The sequence below is a fragment of the Pseudomonas taiwanensis DSM 21245 genome, assembly GCF_000425785.1.
Taxonomy (GTDB): domain Bacteria; phylum Pseudomonadota; class Gammaproteobacteria; order Pseudomonadales; family Pseudomonadaceae; genus Aquipseudomonas; species Aquipseudomonas taiwanensis.
Map to the genome: position 1 here is coordinate 78,397 of NZ_AUEC01000026.1, position 19,234 is coordinate 97,630.

The 19,234-nt window shown below is 63.5% G+C and carries 17 protein-coding genes and 1 tRNA gene; 11 read left to right on the plus strand and 7 right to left on the minus strand.

Annotation, left to right across the window (positions count from 1 at the left end; genetic code table 11):
• Positions 1 to 3 precede the first annotated feature (3 nt).
• From lolB to H620_RS0112925, 8 genes are all read left to right on the plus strand, one after another.
• Positions 4 to 621, plus strand: a complete 618-nt coding sequence (gene lolB / locus H620_RS0112890; protein ID WP_023382357.1) for a lipoprotein insertase outer membrane protein LolB — start codon at positions 4 to 6, stop codon at positions 619 to 621.
• 4 nt (positions 622 to 625) lie between these two features.
• A complete protein-coding gene (gene ispE / locus H620_RS0112895) occupies positions 626 to 1,486 on the plus strand; it encodes a 4-(cytidine 5'-diphospho)-2-C-methyl-D-erythritol kinase (RefSeq protein WP_023382358.1) in 861 nt (286 codons plus the stop codon).
• A 19-nt stretch (positions 1,487 to 1,505) separates the two neighbouring features.
• Positions 1,506 to 1,580 (plus strand) — tRNA-Gln (locus H620_RS0112900).
• 47 nt (positions 1,581 to 1,627) lie between these two features.
• Positions 1,628 to 2,569, plus strand: a complete 942-nt coding sequence (locus H620_RS0112905) for a ribose-phosphate pyrophosphokinase (RefSeq protein ID WP_016391678.1) — start codon at positions 1,628 to 1,630, stop codon at positions 2,567 to 2,569.
• Between the two features lie 121 nt (positions 2,570 to 2,690).
• Positions 2,691 to 3,284 carry a 50S ribosomal protein L25/general stress protein Ctc gene (locus tag H620_RS0112910; RefSeq protein ID WP_023382359.1) on the plus strand — a complete coding sequence of 198 codons (594 nt, stop codon included), beginning with the start codon at positions 2,691 to 2,693 and terminating at the stop codon, positions 3,282 to 3,284.
• Positions 3,285 to 3,363: 79 nt separating this feature from the next.
• Positions 3,364 to 3,948 carry an aminoacyl-tRNA hydrolase gene (pth, locus tag H620_RS0112915; protein ID WP_023382360.1) on the plus strand — a complete coding sequence of 195 codons (585 nt, stop codon included), beginning with the start codon at positions 3,364 to 3,366 and terminating at the stop codon, positions 3,946 to 3,948.
• 22 nt (positions 3,949 to 3,970) lie between these two features.
• Positions 3,971 to 5,071, plus strand: coding sequence for a redox-regulated ATPase YchF (gene ychF, locus H620_RS0112920; RefSeq protein WP_023382361.1), 1,101 nt, complete (start codon positions 3,971 to 3,973; stop codon positions 5,069 to 5,071).
• 221 nt (positions 5,072 to 5,292) lie between these two features.
• Positions 5,293 to 7,014, plus strand: coding sequence for a SulP family inorganic anion transporter (locus H620_RS0112925; protein WP_027907461.1), 1,722 nt, complete (start codon positions 5,293 to 5,295; stop codon positions 7,012 to 7,014).
• A 102-nt stretch (positions 7,015 to 7,116) separates the two neighbouring features.
• Here H620_RS0112925 and H620_RS0112930 read toward each other — a convergent pair whose 3' ends face one another.
• From H620_RS0112930 to ycaC, 7 genes are all read right to left on the minus strand, one after another.
• Positions 7,117 to 8,136: a DUF2955 domain-containing protein gene (locus tag H620_RS0112930; protein WP_027907462.1), complete on the minus strand. Its 1,020-nt coding sequence runs from the start codon at positions 8,134 to 8,136 to the stop codon at positions 7,117 to 7,119.
• Positions 8,126 to 9,226: an HlyD family secretion protein gene (locus tag H620_RS0112935; RefSeq protein WP_027907463.1), complete on the minus strand. Its 1,101-nt coding sequence runs from the start codon at positions 9,224 to 9,226 to the stop codon at positions 8,126 to 8,128. Before H620_RS0112935 ends, H620_RS0112930 begins: the two co-directional genes overlap by 11 nt.
• Complete coding sequence (locus tag H620_RS0112940; RefSeq protein WP_027907464.1) at positions 9,223 to 10,737, minus strand: efflux transporter outer membrane subunit; 1,515 nt, start codon at positions 10,735 to 10,737, stop codon at positions 9,223 to 9,225. Before H620_RS0112940 ends, H620_RS0112935 begins: the two co-directional genes overlap by 4 nt.
• A gap of 12 nt (positions 10,738 to 10,749) precedes the next feature.
• Positions 10,750 to 11,847, minus strand: a complete 1,098-nt coding sequence (locus tag H620_RS0112945) for an AI-2E family transporter (protein ID WP_027907465.1) — start codon at positions 11,845 to 11,847, stop codon at positions 10,750 to 10,752.
• 82 nt (positions 11,848 to 11,929) lie between these two features.
• Positions 11,930 to 13,651, minus strand: coding sequence for a monovalent cation:proton antiporter-2 (CPA2) family protein (locus tag H620_RS25765; protein WP_081669693.1), 1,722 nt, complete (start codon positions 13,649 to 13,651; stop codon positions 11,930 to 11,932).
• A gap of 99 nt (positions 13,652 to 13,750) precedes the next feature.
• Positions 13,751 to 14,569: a polyphosphate kinase 2 gene (ppk2, locus tag H620_RS0112955; protein ID WP_023382368.1), complete on the minus strand. Its 819-nt coding sequence runs from the start codon at positions 14,567 to 14,569 to the stop codon at positions 13,751 to 13,753.
• A gap of 105 nt (positions 14,570 to 14,674) precedes the next feature.
• Entirely contained in the window at positions 14,675 to 15,295 is a 621-nt protein-coding gene (gene ycaC, locus H620_RS0112960; protein ID WP_023382369.1) for an isochorismate family cysteine hydrolase YcaC, read from the minus strand.
• A 242-nt stretch (positions 15,296 to 15,537) separates the two neighbouring features.
• Here ycaC and H620_RS0112965 point away from each other — a divergent pair, with 242 nt between their 5' ends.
• From H620_RS0112965 to H620_RS0112975, 3 genes are all read left to right on the plus strand, one after another.
• Positions 15,538 to 15,927 carry a YybH family protein gene (locus H620_RS0112965; RefSeq protein ID WP_027907466.1) on the plus strand — a complete coding sequence of 130 codons (390 nt, stop codon included), beginning with the start codon at positions 15,538 to 15,540 and terminating at the stop codon, positions 15,925 to 15,927.
• 96 nt (positions 15,928 to 16,023) lie between these two features.
• Complete coding sequence (locus H620_RS0112970) at positions 16,024 to 17,523, plus strand: purine-cytosine permease family protein (RefSeq protein WP_023382371.1); 1,500 nt, start codon at positions 16,024 to 16,026, stop codon at positions 17,521 to 17,523.
• Between the two features lie 13 nt (positions 17,524 to 17,536).
• The gene (locus H620_RS0112975; RefSeq protein WP_027907467.1) at positions 17,537 to 18,967 is read left to right on the plus strand and encodes an aldehyde dehydrogenase family protein; all 1,431 of its coding nucleotides are present in this window, start codon (positions 17,537 to 17,539) and stop codon (positions 18,965 to 18,967) included.
• Positions 18,968 to 19,234 lie beyond the last annotated feature (267 nt).

Sequence of the window (19,234 nt, forward strand, 5' to 3'; positions counted from 1 at the left end):
GCCATGTTCCTGCGCCATTGCATTACCTTTTCCCTGATCGCCCTGCTTGCCGGCTGTGCCGGCTTCGGATCCCGCGAAGCCCTGCATGGCCAAGGCAACCCACAACAGTGGCGAGCCCACAAAGAACAGCTGAGCACCCTGGACGGCTGGCAGATCAACGGCAAGGTCGGTATTCGCGCCCCCCGCGACTCCGGCAGCGGCACCTTGTTCTGGCTTCAGCGCCAGGATTACTACGACATCCGTCTGGCCGGGCCGCTTGGCCGTGGCGCCGCACGCCTGACCGGCCGCCCTGGCGGCGTGGTGCTGGAAGTCGCCAACCAGGGCCGCTTCGAGGCCAACAGCCCCGAAGCCCTGCTCGAAGAACAACTGGGCTGGCAATTGCCCGTTTCGCACCTGGTGTGGTGGGTGCGCGGACTGCCGGCCCCGGACAGCAAGAGCCAGCTCACCCTGGATGACGACAGCCGCCTGGCCAGCCTGAACCAGGATGGCTGGCAGGTGCAGTACCTGAGCTACACCCAGCAGAACGGCTACTGGCTGCCCGAGCGCATGAAACTGCATGGCGAAAACCTGGACGTGACCCTGGTGGTCAAGGACTGGCAGCCACGCCAGCTGGGGCACTGAAACTATGCAAAAGCTCACCCTGCCCGCGCCGGCCAAGCTCAACCTGTGGCTGCATATCATCGGTCGTCGCCCGGACGGCTACCACGAACTGGAAACCGTGTTCCAGTTCCTCGAACACGGTGACGAGCTGAGCTTCGCCCTACGTGACGACGGCCAGGTCCGCCTGCACACCGAGATCGACTCGGTGCCACATGACAGCAACCTGATCGTGCGCGCCGCCCGTAAACTGCAGGAGCAGTCTGGCACCCACCTGGGCGCCGACATCTGGTTGACCAAGGTTTTACCCATGGGCGGTGGAATCGGTGGCGGCAGTTCCGATGCCGCGACCACCCTGCTGGCCCTGGACCACTTGTGGCAGCTGGGCTGGGATGAAGACCGACTGGCGAGCCTGGGCCTGTCCCTGGGCGCCGATGTCCCCGTATTCGTTCGCGGTCATGCAGCTTTCGCCCAAGGTGTCGGCGAGCAGCTGACCCCGGTCGACCCCGAAGAGCCCTGGTACGTCGTACTGGTGCCGCAAGTCTCTGTCAGTACTGTAGAAATTTTTTCGCATCCACAGTTGACACGTGATTCCCTCCCCCTTAAGATGCGCCCCGTTCCCGAGGGAAACAGTCGAAATGACTGCCAACCGGTGGTAGAGCAGAGTTACCCAGAAGTTCGCAATGCGTTGAATTCATTGGGTAAATTCACTGAAGCTCGACTGACCGGCACTGGAAGTTGTGTGTTTGGGGCCTTCCCAAGCAAAGCCGAAGCTGATAAAGTTCTGGCCCTTCTTTCAGAGACCCAAACAGGGTTTGTGGCGAAAGGAAGCAATGTTTCGATGTTGCATCGCAAGCTGCAAAGTCTGATCAAGAAGTCGAGTGCCTAGCGCTCGCAGCAACAGATACAGGGGCGTCGCCAAGCGGTAAGGCAGCAGGTTTTGATCCTGCCATGCGTTGGTTCGAATCCAGCCGCCCCTGCCATTTTCCTTATACTCATCCAGGTTACCCTCAGCCTTCAGGTACTGCGCGTGTCCAAGATGATGGTCTTTACGGGGAATGCCAACCCCGATCTGGCTCGGCGTGTCGTACGTCAGCTGCACATTCCACTGGGTGATGTTTCTGTCGGCAAATTCTCCGACGGCGAAATCAGTGCTGAGATCAATGAAAACGTTCGCGGTAAGGACGTCTTCATCATCCAGCCAACCTGTGCCCCAACCAACGACAACCTGATGGAACTGGTCGTGATGGCTGATGCCTTCCGCCGCTCCTCAGCGTCGCGAATCACCGCCGTGATTCCTTACTTCGGATACGCCCGCCAGGACCGCCGTCCGCGTTCGGCACGTGTAGCCATCAGCGCCAAAGTCGTCGCTGACATGCTCACTGTCGTGGGTATCGACCGTGTTCTCACCGTCGACCTGCACGCTGACCAGATCCAGGGTTTCTTCGATATCCCCGTCGACAACATCTACGGCTCGCCCGTACTGGTCGACGACATCGAAGACCAGCGTTTCGAGAACCTGATGATCGTTTCCCCGGACATCGGTGGTGTCGTGCGCGCACGTGCCGTCGCCAAGTCCCTGGGTGTCGATCTGGGTATCATCGACAAGCGCCGCGAGAAGGCTAACCACTCCGAGGTCATGCACATCATCGGCGACGTCGAAGGGCGCACCTGCATCCTGGTAGACGATATGGTCGACACCGCCGGCACTCTGTGCCACGCGGCCAAGGCCCTGAAAGAACACGGCGCTGCCAAGGTTTACGCCTACTGCACGCACCCTGTCCTGTCGGGCCGCGCGATCGAGAACATCGAGAAGTCGGTACTGGACGAGCTGGTGGTGACCAACACCGTTCCGCTGTCCGCCGCTGCTCAAGCCTGTGACCGTATCCGCCAGTTGGATATCGCACCGGTTGTCGCTGAAGCGGTACGCCGCATCAGCAACGAAGAATCGATCAGTGCGATGTTCCGCTAAGCGGAACACCTGCTGACGAAAAGCGCCCCGCCCCAACACCTGTTGTTGGGGCGGGGCTTTTTTGCCATCCCCGTTGGCGCTGGTCGCAAACGCCCTCGGGAGGCTATTTTGGAGATACAAAATGACTGACTTCATCCTGAACGCCCAAGCGCGTACTGACCTGGGGAAAGGTGCGAGCCGCCGCCTGCGTCACTCCGCCAACATCCCTGCCGTTGTCTACGGTGGCGATAAAGAAGCCCAATCCCTGACCATCCTGGCCAAGGAAATCACCAAGCTGTTCGAAAACGAAGCTGCCTTCAGCCACGTTATCGAACTGAACGTCGACGGCGCCAAACAGAACGTCGTGGTCAAGGCCATGCAGCGCCACCCGGCCAAAGGCTTCATCATGCACGCCGACTTCGTTCGCGTCGTTGCAGGCCAGAAGCTGACCGCCAAAGTGCCGGTTCACTTCATCAACGAAGAAGCCCCGGTCAAGAAAGGCGGCGAAATCTCCCACGTAGTGGCCGAGGTTGAAGTTTCCTGCGAAGCCAAGGACCTGCCTGAGTTCATCGAAGTCGACCTGGCCAAGGCTGAAATCGGCACCATCATCCACCTGTCGGACCTGAAAGCTCCGAAAGGCGTAGAGTTCGTCGCTCTGGCCCACGGTGATGACAAAGCTGTTGCCAACGTTCACGCTCCGCGCGTTGCTCCAGAAGCTGAAGGCGCTGCCGAGTAATCCACTCGCGCGCCGGTGTTGACCGGGTTACAGTGCCCCGCGCCCTGTAACCCACCAACTCCAAGGAAGAGCCCCTGACGTGACCGCCATCCAGTTGATCGTTGGCCTGGGTAACCCCGGCCCCGAATACGAACAGACCCGGCATAACGCAGGGGCTCTTTTCGTTGAACGCCTTGCCAGCGCCCAGCGCGTGTCGCTGACCGCTGACAAAAAATATTTCGGCCTGACGGCTAAGTTCAGCCATCAGGGTCACGACGTTCGTCTGCTGATCCCCACCACCTACATGAACCGCAGCGGCCAGTCCGTGGCGGCATTGGCCAATTTCTTCCGCATCAAGCCGGAGGCCATTCTGGTGGCGCATGACGAACTCGACCTGCCTCCGGGCGTTGCCAAGCTCAAGCGCGGCGGCGGCCATGGAGGGCACAACGGCCTGCGCGACATCATCGCGCAGCTCGGCAACCAGAACGACTTCCACCGCCTGCGGCTTGGCATCGGCCACCCGGGCGACGCCAAACTGGTCTCCAACTTCGTCCTGGGCCGCGCGCCGCGCGCCGAGCAGGAGAAGCTCGACGCCAGCATCGATTTTGCCCTCGGCGTGATGCCGGACGTGCTCGCTGGCGACTTCGCCAAGGCGATGCGCGAACTGCACAGCCAGAAGGCCTGATTTCCTAGAGAGGGGAACACCCATGGGTTTCAATTGCGGCATCGTCGGCCTGCCCAACGTCGGCAAGTCCACCCTGTTCAACGCCCTGACCAAGTCCGGCATCGCGGCGGAGAACTTCCCTTTCTGCACCATCGAGCCGAACAGCGGCATCGTGCCGATGCCTGATGCGCGCCTGAACGCGCTGGCGGAAATCGTCAAGCCGAACCGCATCCTGCCGACCACCATGGAATTCGTCGACATCGCCGGCCTGGTGGCGGGCGCATCCAAAGGTGAAGGCCTGGGCAACAAGTTCCTGGCCAACATCCGCGAAACCGACGCAATCGCCCACGTGGTGCGCTGCTTCGAAGACGAGAACGTGATTCACGTCTCCAACAGCGTCGACCCCAAGCGCGACATCGAGATCATTGACCTCGAACTGATCTTCGCCGACCTCGACAGCTGCGAAAAGCAACTGCAGAAGGTTGCCCGTAACGCCAAAGGTGGCGACAAGGAAGCCCTGGCACAGAAGGCCATCCTTGAGCAGCTCATTCCGCACTTCACCGAAGGCAAGCCTGCGCGCAGCCTGATGAAGAACATGAGCGCCGAAGACAAGGCCGTGATCCGTGGCTTCCACCTGCTGACCAGCAAGCCAGTCATGTACATCGCCAACGTTGCCGAAGACGGCTTCGAAAACAACCCGCACCTGGACGTGGTCAAGGCCATCGCCGAGGAAGAAGGCGCGGTCGTGGTGCCGGTGTGCAACAAGATCGAGGCGGAAATCGCCGAGCTGGATGAAGGCGAAGAGAAGGACATGTTCCTCGAGGCCCTGGGCCTGGAAGAGCCTGGCCTGAACCGCGTGATCCGTGCCGGTTACCAGTTGCTGAACCTGCAGACCTACTTCACTGCCGGCGTGCAGGAAGTACGTGCCTGGACCGTACGCGTCGGCGCTACCGCGCCTCAGGCCGCTGGCGTGATCCACACCGACTTCGAAAAAGGCTTCATCCGCGCTGAAGTTGTCGCCTACGACGACTTCATCCAATTCAAGGGTGAAAGCGGCGCCAAGGAAGCCGGTAAATGGCGTCTGGAAGGCAAGGACTACATCGTCAAGGACGGTGACGTGATGCACTTCCGCTTCAACGTCTGAGACCAGGCCAGTCGCGATACGAAAACCCCTTGGGCAGCAATGCCCAAGGGGTTTTCTTTTGCCCGCTGGGCAGCCGTGAGCCCTTCCTGGCCCCGGTAAGCCAATTCCCAAGCTGATGTGACCTCAAGCAGCGGGTTGCAAGTTCGCAAATGTCTTGCATCCTTGAGGTTGATGGGGGCGCGCTAGTGCTGTAGAGCCCCCCACTTCCCGGAGCCTGCACCATGGAAAAATCGCCTCGCGCCTCCCGCTTCGACTGGCAACGCTGGCTCCCCGGTCTGGCCACCCTGCTCCACTACCAACCCACCTGGCTCCCCAGGGACCTCGCCGCGGGCCTGGTCCTGACCACCATGCTGGTCCCCGTGGGGATCGCCTACGCCGAAGCCTCCGGGGTACCGGGCATCTACGGCCTGTATGCCACCATCGTCCCGCTGTTGGCGTACGCCCTGTTCGGCCCCAGCCGCATTCTGGTGCTCGGCCCGGACTCGGCACTGGCGGCCCCCATCCTCGCCGTGGTGGTGCAATACGCCGCCAGCGACCCACAACGGGCTATCGCCATCGCCAGCATGATGGCCCTGGTGGCCGGTGCGTTCTGCATGGTCGCCGGCCTGCTGCGGCTGGGCTTCATCACCGAACTGCTGTCCAAACCAATCCGCTATGGCTATATGAACGGCATTGCCCTGACGGTGTTGATCAGCCAGCTACCCAAGCTGTTCGGCCTTTCGTTCGACAGCCAGGGCCCTTTGCGCGATCTCTGGCAACTGGCCCAGGCCTTGTTCGCCGGCCAAGGCCATTGGCCAAGCTTCGCGGTGGGTGGCGCCAGCCTGGCGTTGATCGTGTTGCTCAAACCCTACAAACGTCTCCCCGGCATCCTCATCGCGGTGGTGCTGGCCACCGTGGCCGTGAGCGTGCTGAACCTGGACCAGCAGGGCGTGAAGGTGCTCGGCGAGCTGCCCCAGGGCCTGCCCAGTTTCACCTTTCCATGGCTGAGCGACATTGATCTGGTGGAGGTGCTACTGGGCGGCATCGCCGTGGCACTGGTGTCCTTCGCTGACACTAGCGTGCTGTCGCGCACCTACGCCGCTCGCTTGAAGGCTCCGGTGAACCCGAACCAGGAAATGTTCGGCCTGGGCGTGGCCAATCTGGCGTCCGGGTTGTTCCAGGGCATCCCCATCAGCAGCAGCTCGTCACGCACCCCAGTCGCCGAAGCTGCTGGCTCCAAGACCCAACTGACCGGCATCATCGGCGCGCTGGCAGTCACGCTCCTGTTGCTGGTGGCGCCCAACCTGATGCGCTATCTGCCCAACAGCGCCCTGGCGGCAGTGGTGATCGCCGCCGCGCTGGGGCTGTTCGAGTTCGCCGACCTCAAGCGCATCTTCCGTATGCAGCAATGGGAGTTCTGGTTGTCGTTCACCTGCTTCGTCGGCGTGGCGGTGTTCGGCGCTATTCCTGGCATCGGCATCGCGGTGGTGATCTCGGTGATCGAATTTCTCTGGGACGGCTGGCGTCCGCATTTCGCCGTGCTGGGCCGTGTGGATGGCACCCGCGGTTACCACGACATCGAGCGCCACCCGCACGCACGACGGATTCCGGGGCTGGTGCTGCTGCGTTGGGATGCTCCGCTGTTCTTCGCCAATGCCGAGCAGTTCCATAACACCGTAATGGCAGCGATCGACGAGTCGCCGACCCCGGTACAACGCCTGGTGGTGGCCGCCGAGCCTGTGACCAGCATCGACATCACCTCCGCTGACATGCTCGCCGAACTGGACCGCATCCTTGAATCCCGCGGCGTTGAGCTGCAATTTGCCGAGATGAAAGACCCGGTCAAGGACAAGATGAAGCGCTTCGAGCTGTTCCATTGCATTGGTGCGCAGGCCTTTCATCCCACGGTAGGCGCCGCCGTGGATGCCTACCTGAAGGATACCGGCGTCGACTGGCAGCCCTAGGGTCTACATGAAACGTCTTGAGACGAACGTCAGGCCCGAGGCTGTTTTCAACGCAGCATCACCGAGTATCAAAGCTTTTCATACAAAGCCTGGCGGATGACATCACGGCGTGACGACCTGCCTGGCACGACGCCTGTCGATCCAGATCAGCATCGCGCTGGCATACAACGACACCGCGACGAACAGTGCCATGCGCACGGCAAACGCACGGTACACATCCTGCCCGGCTGCACTGTCCTGCACCGATTGCCCCAGAAGGATCAGGAACGTCGTCAGGCAACTGATCCAAAAAGCCGGCGTCTGCTGCGTCATCACTGCCTGGTAGAGCCTGCGCGCCTGCCAAAGACAGAACAGCAGCCCCCACAAGAAGAACATCCACAGGTGCACGAACAGGCCAAGCGCACCCCACAGCAGGATCGCCAGCGCCCCGGCCAGCAGGGTCGAACCGATCAATTCGCGGCTGGCATGCCGCGCGCGGGTCTCGCCGGCCTGTTGCCCCAAGCTCACCGATTTCATGATCAGCGGCATGAACGTGTCCGGTGCGATCAATGCCAACAGAAACGCTGGCATCACGATCAGGGTGGCACGCAAGGCCACCCACCCAACCTCATTGTCATTCAGCCGTGCCGGGGGGGATGGGACGGGAGCATCGGCAGGTTCGGGGAACAACAGATGCGCCAGGGCACAGCCCAGGGTTGCCAGGAGCATGCCCTTGGCCATGGCCTCGACCACCGACAGCGCCAGGGTGAAGTCACTTGTGCCTGCCGCGGCGATCATGGTCAGGCCGATGACCAGCAGGTTCGCCAGCAAGCCGTTGCCCCCCAGCAGGGCATAGCGCAGTACCAGGTATACGCCGGTGCCAACCACCAGCACCCCGCTGACCGGGGCATGGCGCAGCAACGGAATCAGCAACAGGCCACTGCCGCAACTGAGCAGCACCAGCAGCGCCAGCAACGGCGCGGCGCGCAACGGCAGAGGTTGGCTGCGCATCGCCAGCAGCAGCACGGCGAACACAGGCGCCAGAATCGGCACCGGCAGGCCAAGGCCGAAACTGACCGCCAGGCACAACGCCGTGCCCCACGCCAAGCGCAGGGCGCGCAAGCGACGCAGCTCAATAGGCATAGGACATCCAGCTCATCAGCCACATGAACACCCTGGCCAACAGGTTCAGCGGGTTGCCTTCGCGAGGCAGCGCCATGACTTCGGCCTGACCGCCTACCCGCAGGCCGGCAGCGCTTTGCAGCTGATCGCGTTCCAGCTCGACGATTACCGGAAAGCGTTGCGCCGAACGCAACCACTCACGGCTGTTCTGCACCGTCGGTAAGCTGCCCGGCGGGGTACTCTGACCAACGCTCACGCCACGGCCAATACTGCGCACACGCCCGCGCAGCACCTTGCCCGGTAGTGCATCGAGCACCACCAGTACCGGCGTACCGGACTGCAGGTAGCCAAGGTTGTTCTCGGTCATGTCGGCACTTATCCACAGATCATGGATGGCGATCAGGGTCATCATCGGGCTGCCTGCCGCGACGTAGTGGCCCACATCGGTACGCAGGTCGGTGATCAGGCCATTGGCCTCGGCCCGTACCACGGTGCGCGCCAGGTCCAGACGGGCCTTTTGCACATTGGCCGCGGCACTGCGCAACTGGGCGTTGTCCGCTTCAGCCCCGCCCTGCTGTTCACGGGCCCGCTCGACTTCCGCGCGGGCTGCGGCGACCTGGCTGATGGCCTGGTCGCGGGTCGCCTGGGCCCCTTCCAGACGCCGCACCGACACCGTGCCGGGGTCCTCGTCGATCAGCCGCTTCAACCGTTCGGCATCTTGCCGCGCCTTGCGCTCGTTGGCCTGGGCGGCCACCAGCGCGGCCTGGGCCGAGTCGATGCCAGCAGTATGGGCGCCGATCTGCCGGCGCATGGTGTCCAGGTCCGCTTCGGCCCGTGCCAACGCGATGCGGTACTGCTCGGGGTCCAGTTCGAACAGCACATCGCCCCTGCGCACTTCCTGGTTGTTGCCCACCGCCACCCGCCTGATCTGGCCTGCCACTTCGGCACTGACCGGTACCACGTAGGCCTGCAAGCGGGCCTGCTGGGTGTAAGGCGTGAAGCGGTCGGCCAGCAGGTACCAGACCAGGCTGACGACAATCAGCAGCAGCACCCAGCGCATGCCCCGGTCCGGTGCTGCTGGTGTCGGCGGTGTACCCTGGGCGTCGCTCATCTTCGCGTACCTGTTTCCTGATGTTCAGGGGCTGGCCCATCGAGCAGCGTTCCCCAGTCGGTGCGTTGTTGCATCTGCTGGCGGGTCGCCGGCGGGATCGGCTCACCAACCTGCTCCCAGCCTCCACCTAGCGCCTTGTACAGGCTCACCAGGCTGCTGACGGCGTTGCCTCGGCTGACCAGGTATCCGTCCTGCTGCTGCAACAGCAGCTGCTGGGCATCGAGCACCCGCTGAAAATCGGCGAAGCCCTCACGGTACTGCGAGCTGGCCAAGCTCAACGAACGTTGCGCGGCCTGCGACGCCTGCTGGCGAATACCGGCGCTTTCCAGCGAGCGCACCAGGCCGCTGGCGGCATCGTCCGCCTCGCGTGCAGCGTCGCGCACATTCTGGTGATACCGCTCGATCAACTGCTGCAAACGCGCATCCTCCACCCGCACGGCGTTCTTGCGCCGGCCATAGTCGAACGGGTTCCAGATCAGGCTCGGTCCGGCTGCGAGGTCGAACGTATCGGGCACGTGATTGGCCGTGACGAAGCTCCAGCCAATGCTGCCCAGCAAGCTCAACGACGGATAAAGATCAGCCTCGGCCACGCCCACCAGGGCCGACTGCGCCGCCACCGCCTGCTCGGCGGCGCGGATATCCGGGCGGCGTTGCAGCAGGTTGGCGGGCACGTCCTGCAGAACCGCCCGATCCGGCAGAGGCAACTGGCCATGGCGCGCTTCGAGCTCCGGCAACGGACCAGGCGGCCGGCCGATCAGCGAACACAGCACATTTCGCAAGGCATTCACCTGGTTCTGGAACTCGGGAATGGTCGCCTGGGTGGCCAGGTACTGCGTGCGCGCCTGCTGCCAGTCCAGCTCGTCGTTTTCGCCATGGCGGAACAACCGCTCGGTGATTTCCAGGCTGCGGGCCTGGCGCCTGGCGTTTTCTTGGGCGATGGCCAGGCGCGCCTCGGCGGTGCGCAAGCCGAAATAGGTGTCGGCCACCTGCGCGCGCAGCAGCACCATGGCGTCGGCATAGTTGGCCTGGGAGGCGAAGTAGGCGGCATCGGCCGACTCGATGGCGCGGCTGAATCGTCCCCAGAAATCCACCTCCCAGGCAATGTCGAAACCCAGGCTGGACTGCCAGAACACCGAGTCACGAGCGGTCGGGGTGCCGGACTGGTCCTGCTTGAGGTACAGGCTTTGCGCACGTAACTGCTGCAACTGGGGATAGCGTCCGGTCTGCACAATGGCCAGTTGCGCACGTGCCTCGACGATGCGCAGGCCTGCCACCCGCAGGTTGGTATTCTGAGCGTCAGCCTCGGCAATCAGCGCATCCAGCGTCGGGTCGGCGAACACCGCCCACCACCGGCTCAGATCAGGTGTCGGTGCGGTACGCCCCGCCTGTTCCAGCAGGGGTGTGCTCCAGCCTTGCAACCACCGGTCCTGGGGCGCCGCGAAATCCGGGCCGACCTGGCTACAGCCGGTGAGCACCAGCAACAGGATCAGGCCATGGCAGCGCTTGGGCATGACAGGCCTGGCTCATGCTGCTGGCGGCACAGGTTGCTCCGGCACCTGCAACGCCACCCACTGCCAGAAAAGCACATAGGCAACGCCGAGGATGACTGGGCCTATGAACAAACCGATGATGCCCTTGACCACCATGCCGCCCAAGGCTCCGATCAACACCACCGGCATCGGCACGTCCACCCCGCGCCCCAGCAGCAGCGGTTTGAGCACGTTGTCGGCAAGCCCCGCGACGAAGGTGTAGACGGCAAAGACAATGGTCGCAGCGGTGAAACCCTCGACATTGAATACGTAGATGATCACCGGAACGGTCACCAGGGTCGCTGGCGCCTGGGCGATCCCCAGCATCAACACAACGATCGCCAACATGCCCGCCCCCGGCACGCCCTTGACCACGAAACCGACGCCAATCAGCAGCATCTGGATAAAGGCGATGCCAATCACGCCCTGGGCGACCGCCCGTATCGTCGCGGTGCACAGTTTGGCCAACGGCTTGCCGCGCTCTTCGCCGGATACCCGCATGGCGATGCGCTGTGCTGCAATCTCGCCACGCTCGCCGAAGGCCATGATCACACCCGAGATGATCACGGCACCGATGAACAACAGGAACGCCCCGCCCGCACTCGCCGCGGCGCCCAGCATGCTCAGCCCTACGCCTTTGAGATGTGGCATCAGGTTGTTCATCACCGGGGCCAGGCTTTCGGAAGCCGACTGCCAGAAGGCATACAGCCGAGGGCCGATGAGGGGCCAGCCTGCCACTAATTCCGGTGGCGCAGGCACACTCCAACCGCCCTCCTTGAGCAGCGCCACCAGGCTATGAACGGACTCGCCAATGGAAACCACCACCAGATAGATCGGGACCAACAACACCACCAGCACGAGCAAGACCACGAGCGTTGCGACATACCCGTTTTTCAGACCGATACGGCGCTTGATCCGGCTATAAAGCGGATACAAGGTGACCGCCAGGATCACCGCCCAGAGCATTAGCTCCAGAAACGGCTCGAACACCTGAAAGGCAAAGATCACCAGGGCCGCCACCAGCCCGGCCTTGATCAGCACGTCGAGCAGCCCTCGCGACAGGGCGCTGTCCAGCTTGAAACCCGACTGCATGGTTCACCTCCTGGCCGCATTCAGCGGATGAACGATCAGTGCGCCCCATGGCGCGTGTCTGTGCCGCGAAGCTTCAGGGCGCTCAGCGAGCACCTGGAAAATCACCCTTGCCGTGCTGCTGATCCAGCAGCCTGCGTGCCTCTTGCCGTTGGTATCGCTGAACCCAGGCCGACGCCTGCTCTTCGCTGTACCCCAACGCGATAAGGGCCCGGCGCGCCATCTCCAGGCTGGAATGGAAGGTCTCGCGCACTGGATCGACGCCCATGGCAAGCAGCCGCAGCGCCTCCTGGCTGTCACGCGCAGCGGCGATCACTGGGGTCTGTGGATAAAGATGCGCCAGCACATCGGCAGCCTTGAGGTTGGCCTGCGGGTCGTCGGTAGCGACGATCACCAGCTTGGCCTGGTCGACCCTGGCCGCCCGCAGGATCTCCGAGCGAGACGGGTCGCCAAAGAACACTAGTGGGCCATCCGGCTCGCTGCTGCGGCTTACTGACTCGATCGAAGTGTCCAGCGCCACCAGGCGCACGCCCTCGCCATGCAGCATGCGCACGATGGCACCGCCCATGCGCCCGAGGCCGGCCACCACTACCTGGGGTGTTTCGTCGACTTCCGGCAGGGCCGCAGCGGCTGCGGCCACCGTCGCGTCATCGCGCAACTGGCGGGCCAGGGCCATCATCACCAGCGGCACCACGGCCATCGACAGGGTGATGGCGAGCACCAGCAGGTCGTGTACCTGCTGCTCCAGCACTCGATGCTCCAACGCCAGCTTGAACACCACGAAGGCGAACTCACCGCCCGAGGCCAGCACCACCGCCAGGCACAGTGCCTGGGCCCGCTCCAGGCCGCCCGCGGTGCGTCCAAGCATGAACAGCAGCGGTAACTTGACCCCCACCAGCAACACGGTGAGCCCCAACACTTGCACCGGCATGCTCAGCAGCAGGCGCAAGTCGGCGGTCATCCCCACGCCGACGAAGAACAGCCCCAACAGCAGCCCCTTGAGTGGCTCGACCTGGGACTCCAACTCATGGCGAAACGGCGAATCGGCCATCACCACACCCGCGAGGAAAGCGCCCAAGGCCATGGAAACCCCGACATGCTCCATTACCCAGGCGGTGCCCAGCACCACCAGCAATGCCGTAGCGGTCGACAGTTCATGCAGCCCCGAGCCGACGGTCCAGCGGAATACCGGTTGCAGCAGGTAGCGACCCGTCACGATCACCAAACCAACGCCCAATGCCACCGCCAACAATGGCCAACTACCCTCCTCCGGCGGACTGATACCGGTACCAAGCAGGGGTACCACGGCGATCAGCGGAATGGCCGCGATGTCCTGGAACAACAGGATACTCACAGCCAGTCGCCCTTGCGGCTTACCCAGTTCCCGGCGCTCTGCCAGCACCTGCAAACCGAAGGCGGTGGACGACAGCGCCAGGCCCAGGCCCAACACAATCGCCGCCGCCCTCGGCTGGCCGAACACCAGGTACGCCAGCAACCCCAGCACCACGGCGGTCAGCGCCACCTGCAGCGAGCCGACGCCGAACAGCGACCGGCGCATGGTCCACAGGCGGCGCGGCGAAAGCTCCAGGCCAATCACGAACAACAGCATCACCACGCCCATTTCGGAGAGGCGGGAAACGTTCTCGGGATGGTTGATCAAGCCCAACATGGATGGGCCGATGAGGATACCGGCCAGCAGATAGCCCGGTACCGCCCCCAGTTTCAGACGCTGCGCCAGTGGCACCAACAGCACCACGGCCAGCAAGAAGACCACTGTCGCCTGTAGCAGACTGCCGTCGTGTGGCATGGCCGCTTATCCCCTGGCTTTGTCGGAAGCGAACCCCGACTGTCGATACGGACCCTCTTGCCAACGCCGACTGCCAACTGACGGGCTGTTTCACACGTGTCAAAACCGTTCCGGCACCACCTTGAAGGGGTAGTCCACGGACTTGTACTTGCCGATCTTGCCGCGCTTGGGCAGCTTGACGATCTCTTCGCGGGTCACGTCCTTGTACTCGATGCGCGACAGCAGGTGGCTGATGATATTGAGCCGCGCGCGCCGCTTGTCATTGGAGTGCGCCATGAACCAGGGCGCCCAGGATGAGTCCGAGGCGGCGAACATTTCGTCACGGGCATGGGTGTAGTCGTCCCAACGTGAATAGGACTTCAGGTCCATCGGCGACAGCTTCCACAGTTTGCGCCCATCGTTGATGCGGTCCTGCAGCCGTCGGGTCTGCTCCTCTGCACTGACTTCAAGCCAGTACTTGATCAGAATGATCCCAGACTCGACCATCATCTTCTCGAACAGCGGCACCACGGTGAGGAACTTGTTGGCTTGCTCCTCGGTGCAGAACCCCATCACCCGCTCGACCCCGGCGCGGTTGTACCAGCTGCGGTCGAAGATCACCACCTCGCCAGCGGCAGGCAGGTGGCCCAGGTAGCGTTGCACGTACATCTGGGTCTTTTCCCGCTCGGTGGGTGCCGGTAACGCAACCACCCGAAAGACTCGTGGACTGACCCGCTCGGTGATGGCCTTGATGGTCCCGCCCTTGCCCGCGCCATCACGGCCTTCGAAAACGATGCATACCTTAAGGCCCTTGGCCACGACCCATTCCTGAAGCTTGACCAGTTCGACGTGCAGGGACTTGAGCGCTTTCTCATAGTCCTTGCCGCTGAGCTTTTCGTCGGATGACTGGGTGGCTTTCTTTTTGGCCGACTTGGACATGGCCTGCTCCCGGAGGCGAATGATGACTGAGTATGGTCGATTAATGGGGGTTTGCTGGATGGCTCGCGGGGCTCGCTGCTGCCCCGCAAGCGTCGCACCGCTGCTTTACTTGGCCAGCTTGTTGTAACTGGTCATCAGGTTGCGGTAGTCGGGGATGTGGTTGGAGAACAGCGTTCCCAGCCCTTCGATGTCGTTGCGCCAGTCGCGGTGCAACTCGCAGGCCACGCCGAACCAGGTCATCAGCTGTGCCCCGGCCGCTTCCATGCGGCGCCAGGCCGAGTCGCGGGTGAGTTCGTTGAAAGTGCCGGAGGCGTCGGTGACGACGAACACCTCGAAGCCTTCTTCCAGTGCCGACAGCGCCGGGAAGGCCACGCACACCTCAGTGACCACGCCGGCGATGATCAGTTGTTTCTTGCCGGTCGCTTTCACCGCCTTGACGAAGTCTTCGTTGTCCCAGGCGTTGATGTTGCCGGGACGGGCGATGTACGGGGCGTCGGGGAACTGCGCCTTGAGCTCGGGCACCAGCGGGCCATTGGGGCCGGTTTCGAAACTGGTGGTGAGGATGGTGGGCAGCTTGAAGTACTTGGCCAGGTCCGACAGGGCCAGCACGTTGTTCTTGAAACGGTCGGGGTCGATATCCCGTACCAGCGAGAGCAGGCCGGCCTGGTGGTCGACCAGCAGTACCGCGGCATCGTTCTTGTCCAGGCGCTTGTATTGGAACGTCATGGCGCAACTCCTTGCTTCTGTGCGTGGGTAATTCAGCGTAGGCAAGGATGCGCAGACAGGATGACCGCCAGTCGGCAAGGGCTGCGCAGCGCGCTGGTTTCGGCAATACGCCACGGATGGGCATCCTCCCCTGGTCACTTCACAAATTCCTGAACTAATTATTTCCTGCCAGCGATTTTTCCCGTCAGCGCCCCCCACCAGAATCGCTTCACCACAATCACAAAAACCGTGAGGCCACTCCCGTGGACCAGACACTCCAGGTACGGCAGGCCGCTGCCGACCTCGTCGAAGCCTTCGCCAGCAACGATACCGCCCGCTACTTCGCCTGCTTCAGCGAAGACGCCACCTTCCTGTTCCATACCTTGCCGCAGCCGCTGCTTTCTCGTCGCGCCTACGAAGACCTCTGGGCGCAATGGCAAGCCGAAGGGTTCGCCGTGCTGGCATGCCGGTCGAGCAATGTGCAGGTGAGCCTGCAAGGCGATGTGGCGGTGTTCATGCACGATGTCGCCACGCATATCCGCATGGCCGATCAAGAGCACCAACTGGCCGAGCGCGAAACCATCGTGTTCCGTCGCCAGGGCGAACGCTGGCTGGCGTGCCACGAGCACTTGTCGGTCGTCACCGCCGCCTGACCTACACCTTTTACGCGGCCTTGCCGCTCTGCCATCGCACCCACAAGAGGGTCCGCGCACCGCGCCGACCTACAACAACCGCGCTGGAGCATCATCATGAGCCACTCGACCGGTATCGAGACCAATGGCGTCGAACAGATCCCCGACGATCAACGCGACGCTTCCCCACTGGACCTGTTCCGCCTGATCTTCGGCGGCGCCAACACATTCGCCACGGCGGTACTGGGCAGCTTCCCGGTGCTGTTCGGGCTGTCGTTTCAGGCCGGGGTCTGGGCCATTGTGCTGGGCGTCGGTGTCGGTTCGCTGATCCTTGCGCCAATGGGCCTGTTCGGTGCACTCAACGGCACCAACAACGCAGTGTCCTCGGGCGCGCACTTCGGCGTGCATGGACGAATCGTCGGGTCGTTCCTCTCACTGCTCACGGCAGTGGCGTTCTTCTCGCTGTCGGTCTGGAGTTCGGGCGACGCCCTGGTAGGTGGTGCCAAGCGCCTGGCCGGGCTGCCGGAAACCGACCTCACCCTGGGCCTGGCCTACGGTCTGTTCGCCGTGCTGGTGCTGGTAGTGTGCATCTTCGGCTTCCGCTTCATGCTGTGGGTCAACAAGATTGCCGTGTGGGCGTCGAGCCTGCTGTTCCTGCTGGGCATCTTCGCCTTTGCCGGGCCTTTCGACGCGGACTTTGCCGGTAGCGTGAACCTCGGCCAGCCTGGCTTCTGGGCAGCGTTCGTCGGTGCAGCGATCCTGGCCATGAGCAACCCGGTGTCGTTCGGCGCCTTCCTTGGCGACTGGTCGCGCTACATCCCGCGGGAAACGCCAAAGGCACGCATCATGCTGGCGGTCATCGCCGCCCAGGTCGCAACGCTGATCCCGTTCCTGTTCGGCCTGTGCACCGCCACCCTGGTGGCCAGCCAGGCGCCCGACTACATCGCCGCCAACAACTACGTCGGCGGCCTGCTGGCGATTTCGCCTAGCTGGTTCTTCCTGCCGGTATGCCTGATCGCGGTGATCGGCGGCATGTCGACCGGCACCACCGCGCTGTACGGCACCGGCCTGGACATGTCCAGCGTGTTCCCACGCCTGCTCAGCCGCGCCGGGGCGACCCTGCTGATCGGCGTAGCCGCGATCGCCTTCATCTTCATCGGTCGCTTCACCTTCAACCTGGTGCAGAGCGTGTCGACCTTCGCCGTGCTGATCATCACCTGTACCAGCCCTTGGATGGTGATCATGATCCTTGGCCTGATCACCCGCCGTGGCTTCTACCACGCCGACGACCTGCAAGTGTTCACCCGCGGCCAGCGCGGCGGTCACTACTGGTTCCTGCACGGCTGGAACTGGCGAGGCATGGGCGCATGGATCCCGAGTGCGGCGGTGGGCCTGTGCTTCGTGAACCTGCCTGGGCAATTCGTCGGCCCGCTGGGCGACCTGGCTGGCGGCATCGACCTGAGCTTGCCGGTGACCCTCGGGCTGGCCGGAGTGCTGTACCTCATTCTGCTCAACGTGTTCCCTGAACCTGCAGGCGTGTATGGCCCCAATGGCCCTCGCTGGGTGCCCAGCAAACGCACCCCGCACCTGCCCGTAACCACTGCCGAAATGGCCTGACCGGAGTCCGACCATGACCCATTCCCACTACATCGCTGGCCGCTGGGTCGAAGGCCAGGGCAGCGATTGCATCACCGTCAACGACCCGTCGCTCGGCCAGCCGTTCGCCGAGCTGAGGGCCGCCAGCGTGGCCCAGGTCGACCAGGCGGTCGCCGCCGCCCGCCAGGCACTGACCACCTGGAAAGCCGTCAGCGCCGCCGCACGCGCGGCGTTCCTGCGCGGCTTTGCCGAGCAGCTTGGGCAACGCCGTGAAGAGCTGATCGGCTTGCAGATGCGCAATAACGGCAAGCCACGCCACGAGGCCGAAATTGACCTGGACGACGCCGTGGCCACCTTTGCCTACTACGCCGACCTCGCCGAACAGCTGCCGGCAAAGAACCGCGACGTGCCACTGGCCGCGCCCGGCTTCACCGCCCGCACGCGGCTGGAGCCGGTGGGCGTGGTGGGCCTGATCGTACCGTGGAACTTCCCATTGGTGACCAGCGCCTGGAAGCTCGCCCCAGCCCTAGCGGCCGGCTGCACCGTGGTGCTCAAGCCATCGGAAGTGACCCCGCTTATCGAACAGGCCTACGGCCAGATCGCCGACACCCTGGGCCTGCCTGCAGGGGTGCTGAACATCGTCAACGGCAAGGCTGAAACCGGCGCTGCCCTGAGCGGCCACAATGGCCTGGACAAACTGTCGTTCACCGGCAGCAACAGTGTTGGCAGCCAGGTGATGCGCAGCGCTTCGGCCCAGTGCCGGCCGGTGACGCTGGAGCTGGGTGGTAAATCGGCCATCGTGGTGTTCGATGATTGCGATGTCGACCAGGCGGTCGATTGGATCGTCGCGGGTATCACCTGGAATGCCGGGCAGATGTGCTCTGCCACCTCACGACTGCTGGTGCAGGACGGCATCGCCGATGCATTGCTGCCGCGCCTGCAGCAAGCCTTGGACAAGCTGCGGGTTGGCAATCCGCTGATTGAGGAAGTGGACATGGGGCCGCTGACTAGCCAGGCGCAATGGCTGAAAGTGGCCAGTTACTTCGCCACGGCGCGTGAAGAGGGCTTGCAGTGCCTGGCCGGTGGCAAGGCGCTGGACCGTGACGGTTGGTTCGTCAGCCCCACGCTGTATGCCGAGGTGCCGAAGGACAGCCGCCTGTGGACGGAAGAAATCTTCGGGCCGGTGCTCTGTGTTCGTCGCTTCTCGACCGAAGCGCAGGCGATTGCCGAAGCCAATGACAGCCGCTTTGGCCTGGTCGCTACCGTCTGCTCCGCCGACCTTGAGCGCGCCGAGCGTGTGGCCGATGCGCTGGAGGTCGGGCACGTGTGGATCAACTCGGTGCAGGCGGTGTTCGTCGAAACGTCGTGGGGCGGGACCAAGGGCAGCGGCATCGGGCGCGAGCTCGGGCCTTGGGGGTTGTCGGGGTATCTGTCGGTCAAGCATGTGACGCGCTGCTTGGGTTAAGGGCAATACGGGGGCTAGCCAGACCAGCTTGGGTGCCTGGGAGACCGAGCGCCGCCTGCGCGGCGCATCGCGAGCAAGGCTCGCTCCTACGAGTCGCGCGCGTCTTTCACTGCCGTTACTGGCCCGAAACAAACGTAGGCGCGAGCCTTGCTCGCGATGCGCTACGAGTCGCGCGCGCCCGTCACTGCCGTTACTGGCCCGAAACAAACGTAGGAGCGAGCCTTGCTCGCGATGCGCCGCGCGGGCGGCGCTCGATTTGCGCCCCCC